Genomic DNA, 26,548 nt, shown 5'->3' with positions numbered 1-26,548 from the left:
GAAAGGATGTGGCATCTTCCATGCTTTTCGCCGGACAATCCAAGATGAAACTGATGGTTTACACTGTTTTTTTAATCGTGTTGGCTCTTGCTCCACTGTATTTGTCTGATTTCCGCCTTTCGCTTCTCGGCAAGTTTCTCGCCTATGCCATTATTGCCATGGGCATTGATCTGATTTGGGGTTACACCGGTATCTTGAGTCTCGGTCATGGCGTATACTTCGGGCTCGGCGCCTACTGTATGGCGATGCATCTGAAACTAGCCGCAAATCCCGGAGAGCTGCCTGATTTCATGTCCTGGAGCGGTGTAGAAAGCTTGCCTTGGTTCTGGATTCCCTTCCATTCGGCAGGCGCGGCTTTTCTGCTAGCCCTCATCATTCCTATGATCGTCGCCTTCATTTTAGGCTATTTCACCTTTCGCAACCGAATCAAAGGTGCCTTTTTTTCCATTCTGTCGCAAGCGCTTGTCATTATTACCGTAACCTTATTTGTTGGCCAACAAGGCTACACAGGCGGAACGAACGGGCTCACGAACTTCGACTCTTTTTTAGGCTTAAACCTGCAAGCAGAGTCAACCAAGTTGATCTTCTTCTATCTCACCTTAGCTGTTGTTGCCATCGTGCTAATCCTATGCAGCCTGCTCGTCACCAGCCGTATGGGAAATATTCTGACAGCCATCCGTGATGGAGAAAATCGGGTACGTTTCATCGGCTACAATCCAGTTACGTACAAAGTTTTCATATACTGCGCTTCTGCAGGATTGGCCGGACTCGCCGGCGTGCTCTTCGTACTTCAGGAAGGAATCATATCCCCCGCTCAAATGGGGATTGTGCCCTCGATTGAAATGGTGTTATGGGTCGCTATCGGGGGACGTTCCACCATCGGAGGCGCTGTTCTCGGAGCTCTCGTGACCAACGCCGCCAAAACAACGTTCAGCGAAGCCTATCCCGCTTGGTGGCCCATCATGCTCGGCGCGATGTTCATTATTGTTGTGCTTTTACTCCCCAAAGGAATTGTCGGCACTATTACCCATTACACATCCAATTGGAAAAAGCCCGTGCTGCCTAAGCCGATTTCTTCCTCGCAAGAAGCCAGATAAGCTGGTCAGACATTTGTTTCATGAATAAAAGAAGGAGGAACCTCCCATGCTCGGACAATTAGCAGAGCAACAACCTGTGCCTGGCGCAAAAATACTAAGCGTAAAAGGGCTCGAGGTAAGCTTCGACGGTTTTAAAGCCTTGCGCAATCTCGACTTTTCCTTGGAATACGGCGAGCTTCGCTTTCTTATCGGGCCCAATGGGGCCGGTAAAACAACGCTCCTTGATGTCATTTGCGGGAAAGTGAAACCTTCGCTAGGTGAAGTTTTTTTCAAAGACACCATTGATCTAGCCAAACATCAAGAGCACCAAATCGCACAGCTCGGGATTGGACGCAAATTCCAAGCCCCCTCTGTCTTTTCAACCTTAACGGTATTTGAAAATCTAGCTTTATCCATGAAACAAAAGCGCGGACTTCTCAGCGCACTCTGGGCCAAAACGACCAGCGAACAGCGGGATCGCCTGCACCAAAGACTTGCTATGATCGGCCTGCAAGGCAAGGCCAAAGAGCGTGCCGGCTCCCTTTCTCACGGGGAGAAGCAGTGGCTCGAAATCGGCATGCTGCTTATGCAGGAGCCTGATCTTCTGCTGCTCGATGAACCGGCAGCCGGCATGACGGATAGCGAAACCGAGAAGACGGGCGAGCTGCTCCATGAAATCGCAGCGGACCAAACGATTATCGTGGTCGAGCATGACATGGCATTTGTTCGCCAATTTGCCAAAACGGTCACCGTGCTGCATGAAGGCACCGTCCTTCGCGAGGGCACAATGCTGGATATTCAGAATGACGATAGGGTGGCTGAGGTTTATCTGGGAAGGAGAGTGGAGCGCGGTGCTTAATCTTCAAAACATCGAAGCCGGTTATGGGGAAAGCATGGTCGTTCGCCAAGTAAACGTACTTGTGAAACCTGGACAGATCGTTTGTCTGATGGGACGTAACGGCGTAGGCAAGTCAACGCTCATGAAGAGCATTATGGGCCTGGTTAAACCCAAGTCCGGTTCCATTCACTATAATGAGCGGGACATCACGACTCTTCCTCCGGATCAGCGCGCAAAATCGGGCATCGGTTATGTGCCGCAAGGCCGAGAAATCTTCCCTCAGCTAACGGTTGAGGAAAACTTGCTGCTCGGCCTTGAAGCCGCGACAGACGGGAGGAAGAAGCTGCCCGAATCTCTCTTTGACACCTTCCCCGTTCTGTGGCAAATGCTTCACCGCAAAGGGGGAGACCTCAGCGGCGGACAGCAGCAGCAGCTGGCAATCGCCCGTGCTCTGGCAGCCGGTCCGAAACTTCTGCTGCTGGATGAACCCATGGAGGGCATCCAACCTTCCATCGTGATGGAGATTGAAGCCATTATCGAATCCATTAAACGGAGAAGGGAGATAGCCGTCTTATTAGTCGAGCAAAGCTTGGAGTTCGCAACGAGCATCGCGGATTATTATTATGTCATAGACCGGGGGACGGTTGCCGCCGAAGGTCATGCTGAGCAGTTGAGCGAAGATCAAGTTCGAAAGCACTTAACCGTATGATTTCGTTCCTGAATGCTCAACCTACCAAAGGAAGCTGGATTACTTGACCTAATCTTTAGGGATCAAGTACCATCCAGCTTCCTTTTTTCTTTTTTGAAAAGAAATTGAAATTATTGCCTAAAAACTGGACGGCACAAAATGGATAATGATAACATGTTACATATAGGATCGAATGTTGCGTCCGGCATATCGAGCACCGAGCCTTTTGAAGGAAAAGGAGGGGAACGTTTATGTCTAAAGTTTTAATTATTGAAGATGATCTAAGCATTGGTGAAATGATGTCCATTTATTTGTACGAAGAAGGTTATCAAGTCATGCGGGCGGAGAATGGCCGCCAAGGAGAAACCTTGTTCCGGGATTTCAATCCCGATGTCATTGTTCTTGATATCATGCTGCCAGATGTTGACGGAATCCAGCTATGCACCTACTTCCGAACAGCTTCAACTATACCCATTCTCATGGTTTCGGCCAAAAGTGAAGTTTCCGACCGTATTAAAGGTCTGCAAACGGGAGCAGATGATTACTTATGCAAGCCTTTCTCCATGAGAGAACTAGCCGCACGGGTACAAGCCTTATTGCGGCGTTCGACCGCTTTTGCCCATGTTGCAGCTGCCGCAGCCGAACCCTCAACCAATCAGGTCGTCTACCTGGATCTCGAGAAACGGTGTCTTTTTGTACATAACAAATTAATTGAGACCACGTTCTCCGAATTCGAGATTATGAAGCTATTATGGCAAAATCAAGGCCGTGTTTACAGCCGCGAGGAGCTGCTCAACCGGGTACGCGGTTTCGATTCCTATGTTACCGAGCGCGCCATAGATGTACATATCGCAAACCTTCGCAAAAAATTAGAAACCGACCCGAAAGAACCGAAATATATCAAAACCGTCTGGGGTGTCGGATATAAATTTTTACTGAATTAAGCTCCCTTTCGGAGCTTTTTTATTTTGTAGATGAACGGGGAAATCAGTCACCAAATAGGCGAATGCACAATATGATGAGGTGTATGCTTCACAAGAAGAAAGCTTCCACTAGGAAAGCTCCAAGGAGGATTTACAGTTATGTTGAATAACCCTTACAAAATTGGCAATCAAGCGCAAATGCCAACATTCAGCGGAAATCCATACCCAGCCTACCCGGTTCCAACAGCCATTACGAACAAAATGGTTCCTATGCAGCCTAGCGGCTCCACACTGCCATCTACAGGATCTGGCCTGCAAACCGGTGTAAACGTGCCTGGCCTACCGATGGAAGAATCTTATATCGAGAATATTTTGCGGCTCAATCTTGGCAAAATGGCTACGCTCTACATGACATACGAAAATAACTCGCAATGGAATGCCAAAATTTTCAAAGGCAAGTTGGAAGCAGCAGGACGCGACCATATCATCATCAGCGATCCAGCTACAGGCATGCGCTACTTACTGCTTATGGTGAATCTGGACTACATTACATTCGACGAGGAATTAAATTACTACTATCCCTATGCCAACAGAAAATAATACGGATGCTACATCTCCAATAAACCGCTAACCTGAACCAAGGCAGCGGTTTTCTTTTCGTTAATTAACAGGTGAAAAATGCCACATATGCAGCTTGCTTAATCCGCCTTTGACCCACTTTTCCCACGCTGCCTGGTTGCCCCGCCCTCCGCCTTGTTGTAATCGATCCTCCTTCATAGCGATATATTCATCTCGGCTAACTTCGCTCCAAATTTCTACATAAAGTCCTGGCTGGTCCGTTCCCTCCAATACCTCCAAACGCCCTTCCCGCTTTTGCCACTCCTGCATATAGATGAGAAAAGAGTCCCGATATTCGGGATTTATGGCATACTCTACAAAAACTTTAGACATTTTTAGATCTCCCTCTGATTTATTTTTTGCTCCAAAATGGTAAACTAATAAGAAGACGGAAAATGACCTTAGGAGGAGAAACCCACTTGGACACAGGAACACATCTTGTTATTGGCTTAGGGTTAGCAGGACTGTCGCAGATTGATCCCAGCGTTTCCGCGGATTCAGCCGCTACAACTGCTGTCTTCATCGGAACCGTTATCGGTTCACAGATTCCGGATGTGGACGGGCTGCTTCGTTTCAAGAACAACGCCACATATATCCGTAATCATCGCGGTCGTTCCCACTCTTTGCCGGCTTTACTGATTTGGACGCTATTGATTACTGGCGCACTCGCTTTATTCTTTCACGGAGTCCCTCTGCTGCATCTAGGAATGTGGGTAGGGATCGCAGTTTGTTTTCACGTTTTCAGCGATTGTTTCAACACATATGGTACACAAGCCATTCGGCCTTTTTCTGAAAAGTGGGTATCGTGGAACATTATCCATATCTTCGATCCCTTTATCTTTTCGAGCCACATTGCGGCTATCTTCATGTGGTCCTTCCACGTGGCTAGTCCAAAGCTTGTTTTCCCAACCTTATATGGCATCATCGCCCTTTACTACATTTGGCGCACACTTGACCATTACATTGTAGAAAAAGGCCTTTACCGGAAAGACCCGACTTTCCAGCATGGCGATCAGTACACACTTATTGTAACATTCAACCTCTACGTCTGGAATGTCGTAAAAAGAAGAGCGGACGGCACTTTCCAACTGGGCGAGCTTAAGAATTCCAAGCTCAAATGGTTGGATACCGTAAGATGTGAGGATCATCCAGCCGTCGAAGCTTCCAAGAAGCATGAAGACATTCAAGCTTTGCTGTATTTCTCATCGTTCACCTGTGCGGAAGTGAAAGAACACCGCTGGGGTTACGAAGTCAGATGGGCCGATGTGCGTTATCGCCACCGTAAACAATACCCGTTCGTAGGCGTCATCCATATGGATCACAATTTCAAAACACTCGATTCCTACGTAGGCTGGGTCAACGACACTAGACTGGAAAAGAAACTTCGAGTTGATCTTTATTAAACAAAGAGGCGCGTGCCATTACGCGTCTTTTTATTTTCCGCAAAAAAAAGCCCAGAGGTTTTTTAGGCCTCTGAGCTTTTATATTACAATAATCGGGAAGACTAATAACGGGTTATCGCTTCTTAGCTGCGGAAGCCGGATTGACCAGCCAACGTTTGCTCAGCGATTTGCACGAGACGACGAGTGATGTTACCCCCGATTGAACCTGCATCGCGAGTAGCCATATAGCCCATGTAACCATCTTGAGGAATTTGGATGCCCAGTTCTTGAGCTACCTCATATTTCAATTGATTTAGAGCTGCTGTAGCTTGTGGGACGGCCAAAGTGTTGCTGTTACGAGATTGTGCCATAAGGATCAGACTCCTTTCAGTCAGCTATGATCTTTGATGTATTTGCAAGCTTGCAAACATAGTATGTGGAGGAAATGAATTTATATGCACAGCGCTCAAAAAAGTTTAGAATAAGAAGACACTGTTTAAACTTCTAGAAAGTAGGTCACGTTCATGAGTAAACCGCTCGCGCTTTTATTCGCTATAATCGGCACGCTTCTGCTTGCCTCCATCTCCTTATTTATCGCACTCCGGCAGCCATGGATGATTCTCGTTTGCACGATCATTGCATTAGGCTTTATCGGTTATGGCTTTGCCGTTAAGGCAAAGATTCGCAAGAGAAATTCCCGGCCGTAACCAAACGGCTGCACAAAAAAGAGCTCAACAGCGATTACCGCTGTTTGAGCTCTTTTCGCTTTCGTTTAGATGACTACGAAGCCCATCCGCTTCTTCACTTCAAGCAAGGTTTCGTTAGCGACTTCAGCTGCCTCTTGCGCACCTTTTTTCAAAATATCAAAAATCTCACCCGAGCGGCGAATCTCCTGATAGCGCTGTTGAATCGGCTCAAGGACAGCCACGATCTGCTCAGCCAGATCCTTTTTGAACGGACCGTAACCTTGGCCATCATAACGGGCTTCAATCTCAGCTACACTCATCTCAGCAAAATGCGAGTAGATCGAGATCAGATTACTAACCTCCGGTTTATTCTGAGGATCGTATTTCACTTCACGGCCAGAATCTGTCACGGCGCGGCTAAGTTTCTTACGAATGACAGACGGCTCATCCAGCATGGCAATGTAGCTTCCGGCATTTGGACTGCTTTTGCTCATCTTCTTGGAAGCGTCGTCCAAGGACATGATTCTTGCGCCAATCTCCGGCATATAAGGCTGCGGCATCACGAACATATCGCCAAAACGGTTGTTAAAACGGTTAGCCAGATCGCGAGTAAGCTCCAAATGCTGCTTCTGATCATCCCCAACCGGGATCAGATCGGCATTGTACAAGAGAATATCTGCCGCCATGAGGGATGGATACGTAAATAGACCTGCGCCAACGGATTCCTTGCCTTCCGATTTATCTTTGAACTGCGTCATGCGCTCAAGTTCGCCCATGTTCGTCAGTGTCGTCATAATCCAGCCGAGCTCCGCATGTGCGTGAACATGGGATTGCAGGAAGATGGATGCCTTATTCGGATCTAGTCCAGCCGCAATATAAAGCGCAGCAATGGACTCCGTCTGTTCTTTCAGCGCTGCAGGATCCTGCGGCACCGTGATCGCATGCATATCCACCACCATAAAATAACAACGGTGCAAATGCTGCAGTTTCACATAGTTGCGAAGAGCGCCAATATAATTTCCAATTGTCAACTGGCCGCTGGACTGCATGCCTGATAATACTCGTTTCATTGTGAAAATCCCTCCACATTCCTCATAAAATTTACTTTTTGTACGTTGGAACAGTCAAAAAAGACAACAAAAAGGCCTCTCCCCGCAAGGGACGAGAGACCGTGGTACCACCCTAATTTGTCCATGTATGAGCATAGATTGCGCCGCATAGACCTTCAGGCTCTTGTAACGGAGAGCAGCCGTTCGGCATACTTGTCAGATTCGGATGTTCCTCCGGCCTAGGTTCCGGCAACCTTCATCTGTGTTCAGCCTCAAGCTCAAGGATCCATTCTGTTTGTTCGTTTCACCGGTTCGCACCAACCACCGGCTCTCTGAGAAACGGGATACAAACGTACTTGTTCCTGTCATCGCTTATTGATTTTATATAATTATACACCTTGACTTTCCATTGTCAACCAAGGTCTTTGTCCTATCTTTCCCAGCATGGACATAGGATAGATAACATACGATTCTATCATCAACGGGCAAAGGGGTGTCAATGCATTGTCATCAACACTATACCGGTGGAGCCTTCCCATCTCCACGGTGATTTGCGCATGTCTTCTCATCCTCATTCTAACGACGAGAGAGCTTCCGCCGATGGAGCCGATCCTGAAAGATATCAAGCATGTATTTGCTGCTTTTATGGACATTTTTCTCGACGCCCTGCCTTTTATGTTCATGGGGGTCCTGCTTTCCACCGTCGTTGAAAACTTCATCCCGGAAGCTTTCATCCGACGTATGACACCCAAGCATCCGCTTGGCGGCATCCTGTTTGCCTGTGTGCTCGGGATTATGTTCCCACTCTGCGAGTGCGGCATGATTCCTTTCGTTCGCCGGCTTATGCGCAAAGGAATGCCTGTGTACATTGCCGTGATTTTCATACTCGTCGGACCGATTCTGAATCCGATCGTGTTCGCGTCTACCTTCATGGCTTTCCGCAGCGCGCCGGAAATGGCTTATTCACGCATGGGGCTCACCTTTGGTGTTGCTCTCGTTGTCGGTCTCCTCTTGACCCGCTTTCTGAAAAGCAGTCCGCTGCGCCACGCCAATAGTGGGCATGCGGCTGAGCATATCCATACGCATGAGCATCACGAGCATCATCATCACCATGACCATGTCCATACGCATGATCATGCTCATCACCACGATCACGGCCACAATCACTCTCACGGTGACAGCCGAATTGCAACTATGCTCAGTCACGGCACATCTGAGCTGTATGAAATGAGCAAATACCTAATGCTCGGCGCTTTCCTAACCGCATTAATCCAAACCTTTGTCGCTCAAGACAGCTTATCCGCCATCGGCCAAGGGACCTTCGTCTCTCATGTCTTTATGATGGGTTTTGCCTACTTGCTTTCCTTATGCTCTACAACAGATGCCTTCGTAGCCGCCTCATTCGCAAAGACGTTTTCTCCAGGCTCTCTGCTGGCTTTTCTCGTCTTCGGCCCGATGATCGATGTCAAAAGCACGCTGATGCTGTTATCCATCTTCAAAGCCCGATTCGTGCTTACACTCTCCATCGTTGTTGCGATTACGGTTTTGACCGGTTCCTTGCTGTTTATGCATTTCTTTTTATAAAAAAGCAAAAAAAAAACGGCCAGAGCTCTAAGCCCTGGCCGTTTATTATTTTACCATTTCAGAATAGCTCCGGCACTCGCATTCGTTACCATTTTCGTGTAACGCGCCAAATATCCGGTTTTAATTTTCGGTTGGAACTCTTTCCAGCTTTCGCGGCGCTTCGCCAACTCTTCATCACTGACTTGTAAATTGATTTTGCGGCCATCCATATCGACATCGATAATGTCGCCGTCATGAACGAAAGCAAGTGGTCCGCCTTCAGCAGCTTCTGGAGACATGTGACCGATGGAGATACCGCGGGATGCCCCTGAGAAACGTCCGTCTGTAATCAAGGCAACTTTCGCGCCCAGACCCATACCAACGATTTGGGATGTTGGAGCTAGCATTTCCGGCATACCAGGTCCGCCTTTAGGTCCTTCATAGCGGATTACAACAACGTGGCCTTCTTTCACTTTGCCATTGGCAATGCCGTAAAGCGCCTCATCCTGGGAATCAAAGCAGATCGCAGGACCTACGTGACGCCCGCCAACGGATTTGTCTACCGCTCCGACTTTAACGATACTTCCCTCTGGAGCAAGGTTACCGAACAGAACAGCCAGTCCGCCTCTTTCGCTATGAGGGTTGCTTAACGGACGAATAACGTCCGTATTCTGGATTTCACAACCAGCTACGTTTTCACGAATCGTTTGTGCAGTAACGGAAAGACGATCGCCATCGAAAGCGCCTGGCTTTTTCAAAAGCTCGTTAATAACCGCGCTAACGCCGCCGGCTAAATGCACATCTTCAATGTGATAATCGGAAGCTGGAGCGATTTTGGCAAGGTGAGGAACGCGCTCTGCCACTTCATTAATACGAGCAATCGGGTATTCGATGCCAGCTTCAGCAGCGATAGCCAATGTGTGAAGAACCGTATTCGTGGAACCGCCCATCGCCATATCCAGTGCAAACGCGTTGTCAATCGCTTCAATCGTTACGATATCACGCGGCTTAATGTCTTTCTCGATCAATGTCATCAATTGTTTCGCGCAGTCTTTCACGAATTGCTTACGCTCTTCAGCAACAGCCAAGATCGTACCGTTACCTGGCATAGCAAGGCCTAGACCTTCTGCCAAACAGTTCATGGAGTTCGCTGTGAACATACCGGAACAGGATCCGCAAGTCGGACAACCATATTGCTCAAGCTCTTCCAGACCAGCTTCATCCAATTTACCTGCTTGGAAAGCACCTACGCCCTCGAAAACGGAGGACAAGGAAATGGATTTACCGTTTTTATCTTTACCGGCTTTCATTGGACCACCGCTGACTAACATCGTAGGGATGTTAACGCGAAGCGCGCCCATAATCATACCCGGCGTAATTTTATCACAGTTAGGAATACAGATAAGACCATCGAACCAGTGCGCGTTTACGACTGTTTCCAAGGAGTCCGCAATAATTTCACGGCTTGGCAGGGAATAACGCATACCGATATGTCCCATTGCGATACCATCGTCAACACCAATCGTGTTGAACTCGAAAGGAACACCGCCTGCTTCACGGATCGCTTCTTTTACCAGCTTACCGAATTCTTGCAAATGGACATGTCCAGGGATAATGTCTATATAAGAGTTACAAACCGCAATGAACGGCTTGCCGAAATCTTCCTCTTTAACGCCGGCTGCACGCAACAAACTGCGGTGTGGAGCGCGGTCGAATCCTTTTTTAATCATGTCGCTACGCTGTTTTGGATGAGCCATTCTCTATTCCTCCTAGATTATAATTCTTTTATAAAAACAATGAATCTATCATATCACACTTTTCATCAAAATTCTTCCTTTAGTGTACTGACGCGTCAATGTAAAAGCAAGGGATTATTTTCTGCCAAAATCAGCCTTAATTTCTCCCCACTTTTTCGTGTCCCATTTTACGATCTTATTCGTGTAGCTGTTCGTCCGAAGCCACTTCAACGCCCGGTCAACCAGCGTCCAAATTTCTTCCGTTGAAGCGTCCCGCACCAAATTGGTCGAAACTTCTTTTTTGCGAATCCAGCTTAAAGCCGTGACCGAATCCGTATAAATGGTTTTGTTGCTGCCCTGCTTTTGCAAATAAGCCAGACCATGCACGATCGCTAAGAACTCGCCCAAATTATTCGTACCCTTGGAAATGGGACCCTGGTAGAAAAGAATCTCTCCCGACCGCGTATCGACTCCCTTGTACTCCACAATCCCCGGATTCCCGGAGCAACCCACGTCCACGGACAAGCTGTCATAGTCCACTTCCGGAGCTGTTTCAGGGGTAGCCGACTTAGTGCCGGAAGCAGAAGAGGACGACGCGCCTGGCTTCCCTCCGAAATTCAGCGATTTCTGCCAGCCTTTCTCCAAAGCTTGACGCGCCTCCGCTTCGGACTCGTATGATTTAAATCTCGCTTGCGGGAATCCTTTGGTCTGCGCCTGACAATCTGCCCACGATCGATAGATCCCTGGTTTATGCCCTACCCAAACGACATAAAATTTTACTGCTGCCATCCTATTCACTCCGTCGTTGTTGATGTAATTGATGTATCAGCCCTTCAACTACTTTCACCGTATCCGCAAAATAGGGCTTATAGTCCAACCCTTTGATAAATGCCAAATAGGTTTCTCCGATCTCCAGGACCTCTTTCCTGTAGTGATCAGCCGGTATGTTGTGGGTCTCAAGCTCGCGGTACGTGCCGTTTGTTCGCTCTTCAACCGAGATCAGTTGGATTTGTTCCTCCGGCAAATGATGCACCACGAAGGAAAATCCCCTGCACTCCGGGTCTCCGCATCCGCAAACAAAGAATGGCATCTGCTCCCATTGATCCGGCGGTGCAAAGCGATTCGGCTCCGTATCACTGAGTGCACTGTACAGCAGCGCAGGGAGCCCCACATCGACACATAGCGGTTCTTCTATAATAACGCTGTCGCCTACCGCCATTTGGACATCCGCCTGTATAATTTGCAAGTCTTTATCATGGGACCAGCCCGTTACAGATAGTTCAAACATGATTTCGCCTCCGCTCTCCCTTTGCTTTTCTTATTATAACAAAGACTGTCCAATTCTGCTTTTCCGCTTCTCAAAATACTTCCTAAAATTTCCAGTAAAATGGATGAGTATATTTTACAAAAGAGATTATACTACCTATTACTGGAGGTGATATCAGATGGCAGGACAATCTCGCAGCAGCAACTCTTTAGTTGTTCCACAAGCTACAGCAGCTTTGGATCAAATGAAATACGAAGTTGCTCAAGAACTAGGTATCCAGATTCCTCAAGACGGTTACTATGGCTACATGACGTCCCGTGATACAGGCTCCATTGGGGGCAGCATCACACGTCGCCTCGTTCAAATTGCTGAACAACAGTTGGCAGGCGGCAGCGCTAGCAGATTTAGCAGATAACATCTCTCCCATACTTAAGCAAGTGAGGGCTTCCCTATCAGTAGCTACTGATAGGAGGCCCTCCTTTTTGCGTCCGGAATCGAAAGAGGACTGCTCGTAAGAAGCAGTCCCCTCATTCATTAAGGTTTTACATCATATATCTTGTACAGATCATCAAGCATGAGATTAGCTGCTTTCACACCGCCAGCTGTATTCCATGTTGCATCGTTCACTTTTACCAATTTATTTTCTTTCACAACTTTGAGGTTTTTCCAAAGCGGATCATTCATCCATTCCTGCTCTTGCTTCGTTCCTTTACCATCGCCAAGCTCATATGTAAAGTAGAACACGCGGTCTGCAGCATCCAATTCCGTCAAACGCTCTTTGGTAATATCCTCAAATGATTTCTCATCGCTTTTCGGATCCGAACGCGGGAATCCAATTTGTTGGAAAATTACACCTGTGAACATATTTCCATAGTAATAACGCGTTTTACCGCCCATGAAGCGGACAACAGCGACTTTCTCTTTCAACTTATCGCCGGCTTTGCTTTTGAAATCGTTAATGCGTTTGTCGAAGTCTGCAATAATTTTGTCGCCTTCTGCTTTCTTGTTAAGCGCTTCAGCATACAGCGCGAAGTTACTTTTCCACTCACCGCGTAATGTCTCCGAATAAACCGTTGGAGCAATCGCCTTAAGTTGGTCGTACACTTTCTCATGACGCATTTTGTTACCGATGATTAGATCCGGTTTCAAGGATGCAATCAACTCCAGGTTTGGCTGTGATTCTCCACCAACCGTTGTTACACCTTGCATATCGGCTTTGATATGATCAAACCATGGATTTCCGTAGTAAGATTCAACAGCACCCACAGGTTTAACTCCAAGAGCGATAAGGGCTTCAGTTCCCTCATTCGTCAAAATAACAACTCGTTTCGGCTGCGCAGGTACAGCGGTTTCCCCCATAGCATGCTTAATCGTACGAGGAGCATCGGACTTAGCGGCTCCTTGCGGTGCTGCAGATGCAGATGCTGCTGGCTGAGCGCTAGGCTTTTCTCCACATGCTGCTAAAACAATAGATACTACAAACATAATGGCAACAAGAGCCCAAGCTCTTTTTAACTGTCTCTTTTTCCCAAACATCTTACTATGTTCCCTCCACACGTTCAATTGATGATGTGATAACGATTATCATTATCTAACGTACATGGTACTCGCTTCCGCTGGTTCTGTCAATCGAAATTGATAATGATTCTCAAAATCGTTGACTTCCCCTGCCTTTCTCTTTAAAATAAACGAAGCATCTAATAAGGAAGCAGGCACTTATCTATGAACTCTTCAAATAACGAACGTCTATATCCCTTGTATAAAGGAATTGGGCTGCTGGCGGCACTTATCGTGCTTGCCGGGATGATGGTTTGCAGCGTCAGATTCGGTCTACATAACTATACTTGGGCACAGGTCATGCAATCATTTGACCATTTAATGAAGCCTTCGAACGAAGCGATCATTATTCAGACCGTTCGAATACCAAGAGCGTTAATCGCCGCACTCGTAGGCGGAAGCCTGGCTGTTGCGGGGGCGCTTATGCAAGCAATGACACGAAATCCACTTGCGTCGCCAAGTATTTTTGGCATCAACTCAGGCGCAGCCTTTGCCATTGTGTTGTCAGTTGGATTTTTCAATGTATCTAGCCTGACACAGTTCACATGGATCGCCTTTTTGGGCGCTGCTGTGAGCTCGGCCCTCGTCTATGGACTCGGCTCCTTAGGCAGAGATGGCTTAACGCCGATGAAGATTACGCTAGCGGGCTCAGCGATGACGGCCTTTTTTGCTTCGCTTACCCAAGGCATTTTATTAGGAAATGGTAAAGCGTTTGACCAAGTCCTCTACTGGCTTGTTGGATCGGTTGAAGGAAGAACCATGGCCATGCTCCAATCGGTCTATCCTTATATCTTAATTGCATGGGTAGGAGCGTTTTTACTTGCACCTCACATCAACATCCTGTCCATGGGGGACGATGTAGCCAAAGGGCTGGGGCAACGTACGATTTATGTAAAATTCATTACCGCAGTCGTTATTGTCGTGTTGGCAGGGGGCTCCGTCGCCGTCGCAGGCCCGATTGTTTTTGTCGGGATCATCATACCGCATATCGTTCGATTCCTCGTAGGCATCGATTATCGCTGGGTTATTCCCTACAGTGCCATTCTAGGTGGCATTCTGCTCGTTGGCGCTGACGTCATCGCCCGTTTCATCGTTATGCCGAAGGAAGTTCATGTTGGCGTAACGACAGCTATTCTCGGAGTTCCCTTCTTCATCTACATCGCTCGCAAAGGGGGACTGCTGAAATGAGTCATTCCAATCGACATATGACGTTTCGAAATAAAAGTTTCTCTTATAGGATCAGTAAGAAATCACTCCTTGTATCTCTGTTCTTGCTTCTAGCGGTCATTATTGTCATGGTCCTAAGCACAGGAATCGGCAGTATTTATATCAAGCCAGTTGAGGTTATACGTGCCGTTTTCGGCTATGGGACGGATCCCAACAACATGATTGTCCGATCCCTACGCTTGCCTCGGGTGATTGTCGCTGTGTTGATCGGCGCATCCCTGGGTGTTGCCGGTTCCATCCTGCAAGGGATCGTGCGAAACCCGTTAACCTCGCCGGATACGATCGGTTCAACAGGTGGAGCTACACTCGGAGCGGTTTCCTTTTTCTTCTTTTTCTCGGATAAAATCAGTATTCACTGGCTGCCTGTTGCCGCCATTCTCGGCGCATTCATCGCCACTTTGCTGGTCTACTCCCTCTCATGGAAAAATGGGATTACCCCGCTTCGCCTTGTCCTGATCGGCACAGGATTCACCGCCGCGATGAGCGCGCTCACTTATTTGATGATGATATCTGGACCTATCATTCTCGCAAATCAGTCGCTGACTTTTATGACTGGGAGCATCTATGGCGTCTCTTGGCAAAAGGCGGTTTACCCGCTTCTCCCTTGGGTATCGCTGCTGATCCCGATCATCTTCTTATATGCGCGTCATATTACGGTGCAATCCTTAGGCGAAGACATCGCCCGCAATGTGGGCAGCAGCGTACAACGCCAGCGTTTTCTGCTCATCATTTTGAGCGTAGCCCTCTCTGGCGCCGCTGTCGCATTCGGAGGAGCCATTAATTTCATCGGTCTTATGGCTCCACACATCGCTCGCAAGTTGGTAGGACCCAGCTTCGGATCGCTGATTCCCGTTTCCGCGTTAACTGGTTCCTTACTCCTACTTCTTGCCGATTTGGCGGGAAGATTCGTATTCAAACCGCTCGATATTCCAGCCGGCGTTTTCACCGCTGCTATTGGAGCTCCATTGTTTATCTATGTCTTGTATCGCAGCAGAAATCGCGGTTAACAATTACATACAACAAAGAGCCCCGGTCATCAACTGTGACCGGGGCTCTTTGTTTCATAAAGGATAAGTGCTAAATCGTTTTGGCTAAGCTCGCCATATTATAATTGGTTTCAAACGTAATGCTTGCCGACAATATTCCTTGCCTAACCGTGAAGTCAAAGTAAATTTCTCCATGTGTCCAACTTTTCTTACGCTTCAACGATTCAAGCGCCATCTGACGAAAAGATTGATACTGAATCTCCGTAAGGCCTTTGACCGTAATCGCTGGAAGGACGCCGTCCTTGCTTTCGAACGGAAGATGCTTCACACCGAATTTACCGATTTCATTATTCCTGATGTGAACAAACACCGTACCTGAACTTACATGGGATAACTCATCTTTAATCCTTCTAAACACCAAATCGATTTGTCTTGCAAGCGACATTTGATCCAAACTCATCATCTTCCCCCTTAAGTTTTTAATTTTTACTTATTATGTAAATTACGACTGTAGACCTATTATATCTACATAATTTACAAATTTCAACAATTTATTTTAATATTCTTATAATTTTTACTATTCTTAATACTCTCTTTACAAATACTGCTTGTATACATCGAATACGAACGATATTTGTCGAATTTGTGTAGAATATTTCCAGATACAATGTTATAATTTTCAAACATAGTCCATTATTCCTGCATACATTACAAATTTCGCAAGGGAGTCGGTCAATTTGGATAAAATGTCAACTTTATCTTTTAGAAAGAAATTACAGTTGGGCTGCTACGGGTTAATAGGTTTGAACTGTGTATTTCTGCTAGTCCTTACGATCTCATCGGAGTGGAACCGCTTACTAGGAATTATTTTCCTTGTTCTGCTTCTTGCATTAAGCTACCCTTTCATTAGATGGTTTGAAAACCAATTGACAGAACCTGTGGCCGACCTGTCCCGCATTGCACTCAACATCTCCAAAGGCGACTTTTCTCAAAAGGTAACGGTAACTTCCGACGATACACTAGGTCAACTTGGCCAATCCTTCAACAAAATGATCGATAAGCTGCGTGATATTCTTCGCGATACAGGTTCCATATCCAAGCAAGTTTTCCAAACAAGCCGCGATATTTACTCCAAAAACGAAAACTTTCGCACAGTCCTGGAACAAGTGAGCATTTCGGCCCATGAGCTAGCTGCCGGTGCCGGTCAAATTTCTGAAGAAGTATCCGGTGTATCGATTACGACCAAAGACATAGAAGTGAAGATTGTCAATTATGCTGGTTCCGCAAAAGAAATGAAAGATCGCTCCGATCAGATGATGACTCTGGTTGAGAAGGGCCGTACTTCCGTTGAAAGCCAAGGCGTCGGCATGAAGCGAAATGTGGAAGTGACACAGCAGGTCTCCGAAACCATTGACATGTTGGCTCGTCAAGCGGCCGGTATTACTAACGTAACCCGCTCCATTTCGGAGATTGCTGAGCAAACGAACCTGCTGTCGCTCAACGCATCCATTGAAGCCGCCAGAGCCGGCGAGCACGGACGGGGTTTTGCAGTCGTCGCACAAGAGGTGCGCAAGCTAGCTGAGGAGTCCACGTCCCTTACTCGTGAAGTGTTTGGCTTCGTCAAGAGCATTGAGCAGGGCATCCAGGAAGCAATCCGCAGCATTCAAGTCAACGAAGATGTCGTGAAAAAGCAAACCATACTTATCGATCAAACAGAAACGGTCTTCGCCCAGATTGTCGATAGCGTTGGTTTTATCTCGGAAGAAATTAACCGCTTTGCAGAAGAAAGCGAACAAATGCTAGTCAGCTCCGAGCAAATTGCTGCCGCCATGGAGAACATCTCGGCAATCACAGAAGAATCCGCTGCAGGAACACAAGAGGTTTCGGCATCCATGAACGAACAGATCGCTACCGTTCAAGGCATCGTCTCACAAGCTGAGGAAATGACGCGTGTCGTCACACAGTTGCAACAGACAATTCAAGTGTTCAAGCTGTAAGATTAAACTTATATACACAAAAGGGATGCCCTGGCGTAGATACTATCTACTTCCAGGGCATCCCTTTTTCTTTTAAACCTGAACTTTCGCCACTGTCAACCGCATGAATTCCTTCACATCTTGAATTGCCATGTCTACAGCGCTTTGCCAGAAGTCCGGCTCAGTCAGATCAACACCTAGATGCTTCTGCGCGAGCTCTTCCACGTTCATGCTGCCTGTATCTCTCAGCAGAGAGATGTACTTATCTTCGAATGCCGCGCCTTCTTGTACAGCTCTCGCATAAATACCGGCGCTAAACATATAGCCGAATGTGTATGGGAAGTTGTAGAAAGGCACATCCGTTGCATAGAAATGCAATTTGGCCGCCCAGAAATGCGGATGATAGCTGCTCAGCGCATCTTGGTAGGCAACCTTCTGCGCGTCTACCATCAGCTCATTCAGACGCTCTACGCTTACGAGTCCTTGACGTCGCTCGGCGTAGAAGTTCGTTTCAAAAATGAATCTCGCATGGATATTCATGAAGAAAGCGATGGCCCGCTGGATTTTATCTTCAAGCAAAATAATACGCTCTTCATCGGTCGAAGCGCTCTTCACAACAGCGTCCGCAACGATCATTTCCGCGAACGTAGACGCGGTTTCCGCCACGTTCATGGCGTACTCTTGCGCGAGGGCCGGCATATCCGTCATAACGTGCTGATGGTAGCCGTGGCCGAGCTCATGCGCAAGCGTTGAGACGTTGTTCAGCGTGCCGCCATACGTCATGAAGATCCTTGTCTCTCCTGAGACAGGGAACGATGTACAGAAGCCGCCTGGGCGCTTCCCAGCGCGGTCCTCGGCTTCAATCCAGCGATTCTCGAAAGCTTGCTCCGAGAAGGCGGCCAGCTTCGGGCTGAAGCGCTCGAACTGCTCAATAATGAGGCTTGCGCCTTCATCGTATGAAATTTTCTTCGAGGAGTCGCCCAGCGGAGCATCGACATCTACCCACGCCAATTTCTCAACGCCAAGCAGCTTCGCTTTTCGGTTCAAATAGTCGACGAAGATGGCTTTATTGCGGTCGATGACCTCCCACATGACATTCAGCGTCTTTTCTTCCATGCGATTAATCGCGAGCGGCTCTTTATGTATGCTGTTCCAGCCTCTGTATTTGTACACTTGAAGGCGGAATCCGGCCAGATGATTCAACGCCTCTGCGCAGTAATCTTCCTTGTCCGTCCAGGCCTTTTCCCAACTGTCAAACAAAGCAAGCCGTTCTTCACGGTTCTCTGTATGCAGCTTATTGAAAGCTTGGCCGGCCGAAAGTTCAACCGTCTCACCGTCAACCTCCACAGGCATACGGAATTGACCTACGGTAGAATTATACAAGTCGCCCCACCCATGATAGCCGTCTACGGCCAAATCATTGATTAATGCTTCTTGCTCCGGTGACAGCTTTTCTTGTGCCAACGCACGACGTTCATGAAGCGGAAATGCGATCGCTTGGAACGGTTCTTTCTTCAGAATTTCTGACCAAACCGCATCCGGAATACCGGTAAGCACTTGGTCAAAATGTGTGAGTGACGACAAATGCTCAGCATATAAGCTTTTGACCTGTCCATTCAATACAGGCGCTTTCTTATCCTTCTGATTATCGGCTAGCAGACAGCCTACAAAAGAATCAGCCTCGTGAATATTTTTCAAATTACTCTGGAACAATTCTACCAGCTTCGCGAGACCATCCGTTTCTGCTGCTTGCTGTGGGGATGGTGTGTTCCGCACTTGCTCTTGGAAAGCCGCAATCGAAGCTTGAAGCTCCTTCAGATGTGCTGCGAATGCAGGAGACTCACTTCCACCAGGAAAAAAAGTTTCTAAATTCCACGTTTGATTAAGAGGTAAATGAAGCAAAGCTATCACCTTTCCTTTCCTGCTTTTATTAAATCATAAACGGTCTATCAGGAGCAATCAAAGTAATCTTACTCATTGCTTATAGGTAAGAAGTATGATTCAATAAAAATAAAGTTCCTGCAAAAAAATCGGAACAGGATGGTGTGATAACAATTATGAAACCGTTACAAATTTCTCCAGAAACAGCCGTCAAGTTGGCTGAGCAGCTTAAAGTGCCTTTGGAACATCTCATGCATATGCCACAACATATTTTACTTCAAAAATTAGCAGAGCTCGCGAAATCTTCCACATCGGAACAAAGCGAACCGGAATCGAAGTAAGCTGTGTTGTTTCCTTTTGCTAACACTTGGCCTTATGACATTGTAATGAAGGACGTTTATGTGGCCGAATGTCCGTTTTGCCATAGCTCCAATGTGCTGCTGCCGCTGAAAATCCACGAACTGAAATCCATTCACGAAGGTAAAAAAAAGCTGCTTGTGTTTCCTTGCTGTCACAACAAGCTGACGCTCATAGACACAGACCGCGATTACTTATTGGCGGACACCGCTATACGAACGAAACAATCGTAGCTTTCAAGCGCAAGGAGTAGAAAGAGTTCCTATGAATGAGTATCTCGTTCCTTTGACAAGTGCATGCACGCTAGTCACACTGAATTACGTGGCTATGAAAGTACGCAGCAAGATGCTGACCGATTCCTTCGAGCAGCTTCTTGCGCCTTTGCTCACCGGTCTTGCTTGTATCATCATGATGCTCGAACCTCTGCCCGAGCCGTTCGGCCTAATTGATTTACGCTCCTTGCCTATCTTCATGGCCGGCTTGCGTTACGGCATGCCGATTGCCCTTCTTTCAACCGTCTTGCCGACGGGCTTCAGCCTTATCTCGCATGAAAATCATGTCTGGTTCAACATCGCACAAGATCTGCTCGCCCCTGCACTAATAAGCTCCGTGTTTCATAATAAAGAATACCGCAATGGCTTCTTGGACATTCCTATTCGACACAGCCTCCAAATATGCACGTATGTCTTTCTCTTGCGCCTCCTGATTCATGGATTGCTCATAAGCCGATTGTCCTGGCATTATGTCGGTGATCAGCTTTTCATGCTGGCGATCATGTCCGCTACTTTCATCACGCTCATCATAATGGTTAATGATGAGAATAAAAGTTGGCGCTTACAACGCCAGATGGAGCTCCAGGCCAATCAAGACAGCTTAACCAAACTTCCTAATCTGCGCAGTTTTATGCCCATTGCCAACAATGCCCTCAATCGAAGACAAATGTCTATCATGATGATCGATTTGGATAACTTCAAACAATATAATGATCTCTTCGGGCATCTAGAAGGCGATCAACTCCTAAGAGAAATTAGCCATGTCCTTCGGCACCATATCCGGGAAGAGGATTATCTCGCAAGATACGGCGGAGAAGAGTTTATTCTTCTCAGTTCAGAGATAGATCCGATTAAACTTAGCTTATACGCCCAGCGCCTATGCTTTATGGCTGCCCAATCGTTCCTTCATAAAAATCAAAGCGTTGCAACACCCATAACGATTTCTATTGGCATTTCTACCGCTAAATCGCCCCAGGCTGAATTAACTCAATTGATCTATGAAGCAGATCAAGCCCTCTATGAATCCAAACGTCAAGGAAAAAATCGGTTCACCCACTACAAGGAACTCCAAGTGCTTGATCAAAAAATGAACGCTTAACTATGCAAGGGATCGCACTCAAGCAATCGCCACATCACATAGGCAAGCGTTCATCTCATTTTTATTCGAGCTAATTAAGTAGCTTGTTTCATTTCGTCCGGCAATTCCATACGAATGGCGAGCATATCCTCACGAGTTACAATCCATTGTTCGCGGCTCGCTCGAATCATCGCAGCGTCCATGATTTTACGGTCATTAATGATGCGCGAGAACCATTTGACTGCGTCATTGAAACGACCCAATCTGCGGTTCAGTTCCCCCATAAGAAACATTAGCCTTGCATTGTTCAGATCCATGCCTTCATTCTCATATACGTGCACATACGCTTCCAAGGCAAAAGCCAAGAATCGCTTCTCTTGCTCCCAATCGCCTTTGGTTCTGTACAGCCATGCCAAGTGGTGAAGAAGTCCTGCTACAACGCGGGATTTCTCCTCTTTAATTTGCGCGCTGACCAGCGCCAGCTTGAAACTCTGCAGGGTAGTCTCCCACGTTCGTTCGCCGCCAAAGCTGCGCATCGCCCAGTACTTGCCAATTTTCTCGTGAAAGGCTTCACGTTGCGATGGCTTCCACTTATCCGAAAAGTTTTCCGTATGCGCATAACCGCAGTAAGGACAAATCCTCACGATATAGTAATCAGGGTTGATCCCCTTATAGTGAACGCAAAAATCCGCGTCTGTTTTGCTCGCTTTTTTGAAGCTTGGACGAACCTTCATGGATTTGAAGGAATTGTCGCAATACGTACATTTCACTGAAATCTCATACAAAGGTTCAACCATCTTGAAACCCCGCCTCTTCTCTGGAAAGTATAGGAAAGAAGAACTATTCTTCTTCAGGTGTATTCACAAAATGATAAGCGGAACCTTTCAATCGTTGCAGCAAAAATTCCCGTAGATCCTGCGGCAAACCCACTTCCTCCATAGCGCCGGCCATACAGCCTAACCATGCGTCTGCACGTTCCACTGTGATAGGAAAAGGCATATGCCTTCCTCTCATCATAGGGTGTCCATGGACATCTGAATACAGCGTCGGACCTCCAAAAAATTGGCTTAAAAACATATATTGTTTATCCATAACGGGTTCAATATTCGAGGGGAACAGGGGCGCCAACAAAGGATTTTTCAGCACTCTAGGATAAAATGCTTCCACAATCCGGCGGACCGTCTCTGCTCCCCCCATCAATTCATACAGCGTATTGCGTTCTTGCTCTGACATGGTGAGAACCTCTCTGCTCGTAATGACTTAATAGTTTTCTACATCCTCATCCCCTGCATGCATGAGCGTTTCTCGAATGACAAACACGAACATACAAACGACCAAACCGACGATGACACTTGTCATTTGAATCACTCCCGCGGCCTAGGATATAAGACTATTACTAGTCCTATTTTACCATAAATACATTTACATAACAGTACCAAAGTCTAAGTTTTTTAGGCCGGCATGTATGTCCCATTTCTTTCATATAGTTGAGGAGGAGGTGTAGAGTTCTATGGAGAAAAGAAACTTTACCGCGGCGCTACTTATGGCCTTTGTTGTTATTGCCATTATTCTATGCTTATTTGCCTTCCCTCATGCCGGACTTCAAGCAGCCTTGCGCGGTGTTTCCATTTGGTGGGACGTGCTGTTCCCCGCCCTCTTTCCCTTCTTCGTCATCTCCGAAATTATGCTTGGCTTCGGCATCGTTCACTTCTTCGGCACTCTGCTGGATCCGATGATGCGCCCCGTTTTCCGTATACCGGGCATCGGCGGCTTCGTCGTGGCCATGGGCTTCGCGGCCGGTTATCCTGTCGGCGCTAAATTAACGGGCCAGCTGTGGACCCAAAAGCTCGTAAACCGCGAGGAAGGCGAACGGCTCGTCGCATTTACAACAAGCTCCGATCCAATCTTCTTGATTGGAGCTGTTTCTATAGGTTTCTTCCATGATGCCTCACTCGCTATCATTCTGGCTGTAGCTCACTACGGAGGCTCTCTTATGATTGGATTGATGATGCGATTCCATGGCAAGAAAAGCCGCCCTACCGAGCAAAAGAGCGCCAGCCAAGGCTGGATATGGAAGCGCGCCTTTGAATCCATGCATGTTGCCCGCATGTCCGATGGAAGATCCATCGGTGCGCTTCTCAGCCAATCCGTCCTTCAATCGGTAAATTTAATTTTCGTTGTAGGTGGACTTGTTGTCTTCTTCTCCGTTGCCTTGGAGGTCTTAACTCAAGCTAGAGTCATGAATGCCATATACATGCTCATTGATTCCCTTTTGCGCTTTACAGGACTTCCGCTTGAATTGTCACAAGCTGTCATGAACGGTTTATTCGAGGTGACGATTGGGGCAAAGGCTGCTGGCAATGCTCCTGCTGCATTGGCGCTTTCCAGCAAAGTTGCGATTGGGGCGTTCATATTGTCATGGGGCGGATTGTCGGTGCATGCGCAGATCGTTAGTCTTTTAAGTCATACGAACCTCCGTTATATGCCTTTTTTGATCTCCCGTTTCATCCATGCTTTGCTTTCCGCAGCTATTGTGATTATTTTTTGGGAGCCTTTGCAGGTCTTCCGAGACACCAAAACGGTTTTCATGCCGCAGTATGATCCAACATCCCCCATTCTCAGCTATCTCAGGCTCCTGCTCCCTATGAGCGGAACCGTTATCTTGGCTGCTTTTACTGTCATTGCGGGGCTCTTTGCTGCATATTCCTTACTTAGACTCGTGTATGAAAAAGTTGGTGGAACAAGATAATATGGGTACTTACCATGACAATGATAATTACAATTATGATGATAAAAGGGAGTGAACATACCGTATGCAAAACTCCGTCCTCCGAGTAGCCAAAACATTGCCTCCTGCGATTGAGCGGTTATCCGAGTTAGCCATTAATCTTTGGTTCAGCTGGAACTATGATGCGCTACAACTTTTTGCACAAATGGATCCTGTCAAATGGGCTCAAACCGGCCATAATCCCGTTCGTCTCCTATATGATTTGGACGATGCTAAGCTTGATGCTTTAAGTCATAATGCAGAATTTCTAACCAGGTATCGACAAGTGATCGACAGGTTCGACGCCTATTTAAACGGGCCCACCTGGTTTCAAGAAAAACATGGCGATCGAGGCTACGTCAAAGTTGCCTATTTCTCCGCCGAATTCGGCTTCCATGAATCATTGCCGATCTATTCGGGTGGCCTCGGCATTTTGGCAGGCGATCACGCGAAATCAGCCAGCGACTTGGGCATTCCCTTAGTTGGTGTTGGCCTTCTTTATAAAAAAGGGTACTTTACGCAAAAAATCGATGCTTCAGGCGGACAACAAAGCCACTTATACGATTATGACTTTGCCAAACTTCCGATTGCGCCGGTTCTTCATCAAGGCGCGCCTCTCACCGTCTCGATTGACATGCCGGGCCGGGCTATCACCTTGCAGATTTGGCAGGTACAGGTCGGCCGCAATCGGATTTATTTACTCGACGCCGATCATGAAGCCAATCAACATGCGGATAAAGAATTGACCGCACAGCTATACGGCGGAAATCAGGATACACGAATTGCTCAAGAAATCGTGCTTGGCATTGGCGGCGTCAAAGCGCTTCGTGCGCTGGGCATTTACCCCAATGTGTACCACATCAACGAGGGTCACGCAGCTTTCCTTACTTTGGAGCGATTGAAGGATCTGCTGCATCTAGGTCTGCCTTTTCACGTGGCAGTCGAAACGGTCCGCTCGGCTACCGTCTTCACCACACATACACCTGTTCCTGCGGGCCATGACACGTTCTCTATCGGGATGTTGGAGCATTATCTCGGACCGCTGTTCAATGAGCTGTCACGCCATAAGCAGGCGATTATAGCACTCGGACTTGACCATCACACAGGCCAATTTAATATGACTCATTTGGCCATGAATACGGCTGGACTCCGCAATGGCGTCAGTAAACTGCATGGGCAAGTTTCCCGTGAGATGTTCAAAGAATTTCATGGACACATTGACGCTAGTGAAGTCCCAATCGGTTCCATTACGAATGGTGTTCATTTGGAAACATGGACAGCATCAAGCTGGAAAGAACTGCTGGATCGCTTCCTGCCCGGCACGTGGCGAGAAGAGCAAGCCAACAAGCATCAATGGCAGCAAGTCGAGGTCATCCCCGATGAATCCATCTGGAAGGTGCACCAGCAGTTGAAAGATGATTTAGTGAGCTTTGCTCGCCAGAATTTGATGGAGCAGCGCAGGCGCAATGGAGAATCCGAGCAGCGAATTGAGGAAGTTAGACATTATTTGAATCCAAAAGCTTTAACCATCGGATTCGCGAGACGATTTGCGACCTACAAGCGGGCTAATCTCATTTTTAACGATTTATACCGGCTTAAGAAATTAATTAATGACCCTGAACGGCCGGTCCAGTTCATTTTTGCCGGCAAAGCTCACCCTGCCGATTATCCCGGTCAGGAGCTTATCCGTGAAATTTACCGAGTTTCGAAAATGAAAGAATTCGAAGGCAAAGTCGTGATGCTCGAAAACTACGACATCAACATGGCTCGTTACCTCGTACAGGGTGTAGATGTCTGGCTGAATAACCCTCGAAGACCCCTTGAAGCCAGCGGAACTAGCGGGCAAAAAGCGGCAATGAACGGTGTTCTTAATTTTAGCGTGCTGGACGGTTGGTGGGAGGAAGGCTACAACGGAACGAACGGTTGGGCGATTGGTTCCACTGGTACGGCCGATTGGGCTGCGCAGGAGAAAGAAAATACCCAGTCCATTTATCACATTTTGGAGAAAGAAATTATTCCCTTGTACTACAACCAAGGAAATCTCCCGCATCAATGGATTAGCCGGATGAAGCGTTCTATCCAATCGCTCAGCCCCGTGTATAACACACACCGCATGGTGCAGGATTATACGGAAGAAACCTATTTGCCGACAGCGGATCGAGCACGCTTGTTTGTTGCTAATCATTATGAGGTTGCGACGAAGGTTGCCGATTACAAGCAATTCATCCGTAATAACTGGTATCAAGTAAAAATCATTGGGATCGATGACCGCTCCGCCAAATTGTCGACGGAAGTGCCCTTAAGCGAAATCAAACCGACAACCAAGGAAGTGAGCGCGCAGATTTATTTCGGCCCTATTTGGCCGCAGGATACAGCGGTAGAGATTATTTATTACGAGGACAACGGTGAAAAGTGGGAACAAAAAATCATCCCGATGGAGCCATCTGGCGAACTGATTGAGCACGTGCAGAGCTATAGAGCAAACATACCCGGACATCTCGTCCATGGGCCGCACTTCTCTATCCGTGTTCGACCTATTTCGACAAACTTCGCCCATGCTTTTGAACTTTCACTAGTAACCAGCACATTATCATGGCAATAAATGTATGAATCCCTCGATT

At 47.3% G+C, this 26,548-nt stretch carries 28 protein-coding genes and 1 other annotated feature; of the genes, 17 read left to right on the top strand and 11 right to left on the bottom strand.

Annotated features, from left to right (window positions below; all coding sequences use genetic code 11):
* Positions 1–20 precede the first annotated feature (20 nt).
* From urtC to gerQ, 5 genes are all read left to right on the top strand, one after another.
* Positions 21–1,097 (top strand): urea ABC transporter permease subunit UrtC, encoded by a 1,077-nt coding sequence (urtC, locus tag RQP52_RS18350; RefSeq protein ID WP_315953218.1) that lies wholly within the window; start codon positions 21–23, stop codon positions 1,095–1,097.
* Between the two features lie 46 nt (positions 1,098–1,143).
* A complete protein-coding gene (urtD, locus tag RQP52_RS18345) occupies positions 1,144–1,935 on the top strand; it encodes an urea ABC transporter ATP-binding protein UrtD (RefSeq protein ID WP_315953217.1) in 792 nt (263 codons plus the stop codon).
* Complete coding sequence (gene urtE, locus RQP52_RS18340) at positions 1,928–2,623, top strand: urea ABC transporter ATP-binding subunit UrtE (protein WP_315953216.1); 696 nt, start codon at positions 1,928–1,930, stop codon at positions 2,621–2,623. The genes urtD and urtE overlap by 8 nt, the downstream gene beginning before the upstream one ends.
* A gap of 230 nt (positions 2,624–2,853) precedes the next feature.
* Complete coding sequence (locus RQP52_RS18335) at positions 2,854–3,546, top strand: response regulator transcription factor (RefSeq protein WP_315953215.1); 693 nt, start codon at positions 2,854–2,856, stop codon at positions 3,544–3,546.
* Between the two features lie 138 nt (positions 3,547–3,684).
* Complete coding sequence (gene gerQ / locus RQP52_RS18330; RefSeq protein ID WP_315953214.1) at positions 3,685–4,125, top strand: spore coat protein GerQ; 441 nt, start codon at positions 3,685–3,687, stop codon at positions 4,123–4,125.
* A 60-nt stretch (positions 4,126–4,185) separates the two neighbouring features.
* Here the strand turns inward: gerQ and RQP52_RS18325 are convergent, their stop codons facing one another.
* Complete coding sequence (locus RQP52_RS18325) at positions 4,186–4,476, bottom strand: hypothetical protein (RefSeq protein ID WP_315953213.1); 291 nt, start codon at positions 4,474–4,476, stop codon at positions 4,186–4,188.
* Positions 4,477–4,562: 86 nt separating this feature from the next.
* Between RQP52_RS18325 and RQP52_RS18320 the strand changes: the two genes are divergently transcribed.
* Positions 4,563–5,546 carry a metal-dependent hydrolase gene (locus tag RQP52_RS18320; RefSeq protein WP_157319661.1) on the top strand — a complete coding sequence of 328 codons (984 nt, stop codon included), beginning with the start codon at positions 4,563–4,565 and terminating at the stop codon, positions 5,544–5,546.
* 122 nt (positions 5,547–5,668) lie between these two features.
* Here the strand turns inward: RQP52_RS18320 and RQP52_RS18315 are convergent, their stop codons facing one another.
* A complete protein-coding gene (locus tag RQP52_RS18315) occupies positions 5,669–5,896 on the bottom strand; it encodes a small, acid-soluble spore protein, alpha/beta type (protein WP_127453002.1) in 228 nt (75 codons plus the stop codon).
* A gap of 153 nt (positions 5,897–6,049) precedes the next feature.
* On the opposite strand from RQP52_RS18315, the gene RQP52_RS18310 reads away from it, so the two are divergent.
* On the top strand, positions 6,050–6,232 hold the full coding sequence (locus tag RQP52_RS18310) for a DUF5325 family protein (RefSeq protein ID WP_127453004.1): 183 nt from the start codon (positions 6,050–6,052) through the stop codon (positions 6,230–6,232).
* A 65-nt stretch (positions 6,233–6,297) separates the two neighbouring features.
* Here RQP52_RS18310 and trpS read toward each other — a convergent pair whose 3' ends face one another.
* Complete coding sequence (trpS, locus tag RQP52_RS18305) at positions 6,298–7,281, bottom strand: tryptophan--tRNA ligase (RefSeq protein ID WP_315953212.1); 984 nt, start codon at positions 7,279–7,281, stop codon at positions 6,298–6,300.
* Positions 7,282–7,365: 84 nt separating this feature from the next.
* Positions 7,366–7,638, bottom strand: a binding site (T-box leader).
* A 126-nt stretch (positions 7,639–7,764) separates the two neighbouring features.
* Between trpS and RQP52_RS18300 the strand changes: the two genes are divergently transcribed.
* Positions 7,765–8,844 carry a permease gene (locus tag RQP52_RS18300; RefSeq protein ID WP_315953211.1) on the top strand — a complete coding sequence of 360 codons (1,080 nt, stop codon included), beginning with the start codon at positions 7,765–7,767 and terminating at the stop codon, positions 8,842–8,844.
* 50 nt (positions 8,845–8,894) lie between these two features.
* Here RQP52_RS18300 and ilvD read toward each other — a convergent pair whose 3' ends face one another.
* The 3 genes from ilvD to RQP52_RS18285 all read right to left on the bottom strand — a co-directional run bounded on the left by ilvD (position 8,895) and on the right by RQP52_RS18285 (position 11,847).
* Complete coding sequence (gene ilvD / locus RQP52_RS18295; protein WP_127453007.1) at positions 8,895–10,580, bottom strand: dihydroxy-acid dehydratase; 1,686 nt, start codon at positions 10,578–10,580, stop codon at positions 8,895–8,897.
* A gap of 114 nt (positions 10,581–10,694) precedes the next feature.
* Positions 10,695–11,348 carry a ribonuclease H gene (gene rnhA, locus RQP52_RS18290; protein ID WP_315953210.1) on the bottom strand — a complete coding sequence of 218 codons (654 nt, stop codon included), beginning with the start codon at positions 11,346–11,348 and terminating at the stop codon, positions 10,695–10,697.
* A 1-nt stretch (position 11,349) separates the two neighbouring features.
* Positions 11,350–11,847: a hypothetical protein gene (locus RQP52_RS18285; protein ID WP_315953209.1), complete on the bottom strand. Its 498-nt coding sequence runs from the start codon at positions 11,845–11,847 to the stop codon at positions 11,350–11,352.
* 157 nt (positions 11,848–12,004) lie between these two features.
* Here RQP52_RS18285 and RQP52_RS18280 point away from each other — a divergent pair, with 157 nt between their 5' ends.
* Positions 12,005–12,241, top strand: a complete 237-nt coding sequence (locus RQP52_RS18280) for an alpha/beta-type small acid-soluble spore protein (RefSeq protein WP_315953208.1) — start codon at positions 12,005–12,007, stop codon at positions 12,239–12,241.
* 119 nt (positions 12,242–12,360) lie between these two features.
* Here RQP52_RS18280 and RQP52_RS18275 read toward each other — a convergent pair whose 3' ends face one another.
* On the bottom strand, positions 12,361–13,362 hold the full coding sequence (locus RQP52_RS18275) for an ABC transporter substrate-binding protein (protein ID WP_315953207.1): 1,002 nt from the start codon (positions 13,360–13,362) through the stop codon (positions 12,361–12,363).
* Between the two features lie 186 nt (positions 13,363–13,548).
* Between RQP52_RS18275 and RQP52_RS18270 the strand changes: the two genes are divergently transcribed.
* Both RQP52_RS18270 and RQP52_RS18265 read left to right on the top strand, forming a co-directional pair.
* Complete coding sequence (locus RQP52_RS18270) at positions 13,549–14,571, top strand: FecCD family ABC transporter permease (RefSeq protein WP_315953206.1); 1,023 nt, start codon at positions 13,549–13,551, stop codon at positions 14,569–14,571.
* The gene (locus tag RQP52_RS18265) at positions 14,568–15,617 is read left to right on the top strand and encodes a FecCD family ABC transporter permease (RefSeq protein WP_315953205.1); all 1,050 of its coding nucleotides are present in this window, start codon (positions 14,568–14,570) and stop codon (positions 15,615–15,617) included. The genes RQP52_RS18270 and RQP52_RS18265 overlap by 4 nt, the downstream gene beginning before the upstream one ends.
* A gap of 70 nt (positions 15,618–15,687) precedes the next feature.
* Here RQP52_RS18265 and RQP52_RS18260 read toward each other — a convergent pair whose 3' ends face one another.
* Complete coding sequence (locus RQP52_RS18260; RefSeq protein WP_315953204.1) at positions 15,688–16,056, bottom strand: O-methyltransferase; 369 nt, start codon at positions 16,054–16,056, stop codon at positions 15,688–15,690.
* 343 nt (positions 16,057–16,399) lie between these two features.
* Between RQP52_RS18260 and RQP52_RS18255 the strand changes: the two genes are divergently transcribed.
* On the top strand, positions 16,400–17,593 hold the full coding sequence (locus RQP52_RS18255; RefSeq protein ID WP_315953203.1) for a methyl-accepting chemotaxis protein: 1,194 nt from the start codon (positions 16,400–16,402) through the stop codon (positions 17,591–17,593).
* A 72-nt stretch (positions 17,594–17,665) separates the two neighbouring features.
* On the opposite strand, the gene RQP52_RS18250 is transcribed toward RQP52_RS18255, so the two are convergent.
* Positions 17,666–19,483: a M3 family oligoendopeptidase gene (locus RQP52_RS18250; protein ID WP_315953202.1), complete on the bottom strand. Its 1,818-nt coding sequence runs from the start codon at positions 19,481–19,483 to the stop codon at positions 17,666–17,668.
* Between the two features lie 146 nt (positions 19,484–19,629).
* Here RQP52_RS18250 and RQP52_RS18245 point away from each other — a divergent pair, with 146 nt between their 5' ends.
* From RQP52_RS18245 to RQP52_RS18235, 3 genes are read left to right on the top strand one after another with little or no spacing between them, the layout of a single operon-like run.
* Positions 19,630–19,794, top strand: a complete 165-nt coding sequence (locus RQP52_RS18245) for a YycC family protein (protein ID WP_315953201.1) — start codon at positions 19,630–19,632, stop codon at positions 19,792–19,794.
* 6 nt (positions 19,795–19,800) lie between these two features.
* A complete protein-coding gene (locus tag RQP52_RS18240) occupies positions 19,801–20,043 on the top strand; it encodes a hypothetical protein (RefSeq protein ID WP_127453219.1) in 243 nt (80 codons plus the stop codon).
* A 31-nt stretch (positions 20,044–20,074) separates the two neighbouring features.
* The gene (locus tag RQP52_RS18235; protein WP_315953200.1) at positions 20,075–21,181 is read left to right on the top strand and encodes a GGDEF domain-containing protein; all 1,107 of its coding nucleotides are present in this window, start codon (positions 20,075–20,077) and stop codon (positions 21,179–21,181) included.
* 74 nt (positions 21,182–21,255) lie between these two features.
* Here the strand turns inward: RQP52_RS18235 and RQP52_RS18230 are convergent, their stop codons facing one another.
* Both RQP52_RS18230 and RQP52_RS18225 read right to left on the bottom strand, forming a co-directional pair.
* A complete protein-coding gene (locus tag RQP52_RS18230; RefSeq protein WP_315953199.1) occupies positions 21,256–21,957 on the bottom strand; it encodes a DUF2225 domain-containing protein in 702 nt (233 codons plus the stop codon).
* 43 nt (positions 21,958–22,000) lie between these two features.
* On the bottom strand, positions 22,001–22,393 hold the full coding sequence (locus RQP52_RS18225; protein ID WP_315953198.1) for a globin domain-containing protein: 393 nt from the start codon (positions 22,391–22,393) through the stop codon (positions 22,001–22,003).
* Positions 22,394–22,670: 277 nt separating this feature from the next.
* On the opposite strand from RQP52_RS18225, the gene ylbJ reads away from it, so the two are divergent.
* Positions 22,671–23,909, top strand: coding sequence for a sporulation integral membrane protein YlbJ (gene ylbJ / locus RQP52_RS18220; protein ID WP_315953197.1), 1,239 nt, complete (start codon positions 22,671–22,673; stop codon positions 23,907–23,909).
* A gap of 64 nt (positions 23,910–23,973) precedes the next feature.
* Positions 23,974–26,529, top strand: a complete 2,556-nt coding sequence (gene glgP / locus RQP52_RS18215; RefSeq protein ID WP_315953196.1) for an alpha-glucan family phosphorylase — start codon at positions 23,974–23,976, stop codon at positions 26,527–26,529.
* Positions 26,530–26,548: the final 19 nt, after the last annotated feature.

The organism is Paenibacillus violae (genome assembly GCF_032461945.1).
GTDB lineage: Bacteria > Bacillota > Bacilli > Paenibacillales > NBRC-103111 > Paenibacillus_E > Paenibacillus_E violae.
Note: the sequence above shows the minus strand (reverse complement) of the source record. Positions and strands in the feature narration are given on the sequence as shown.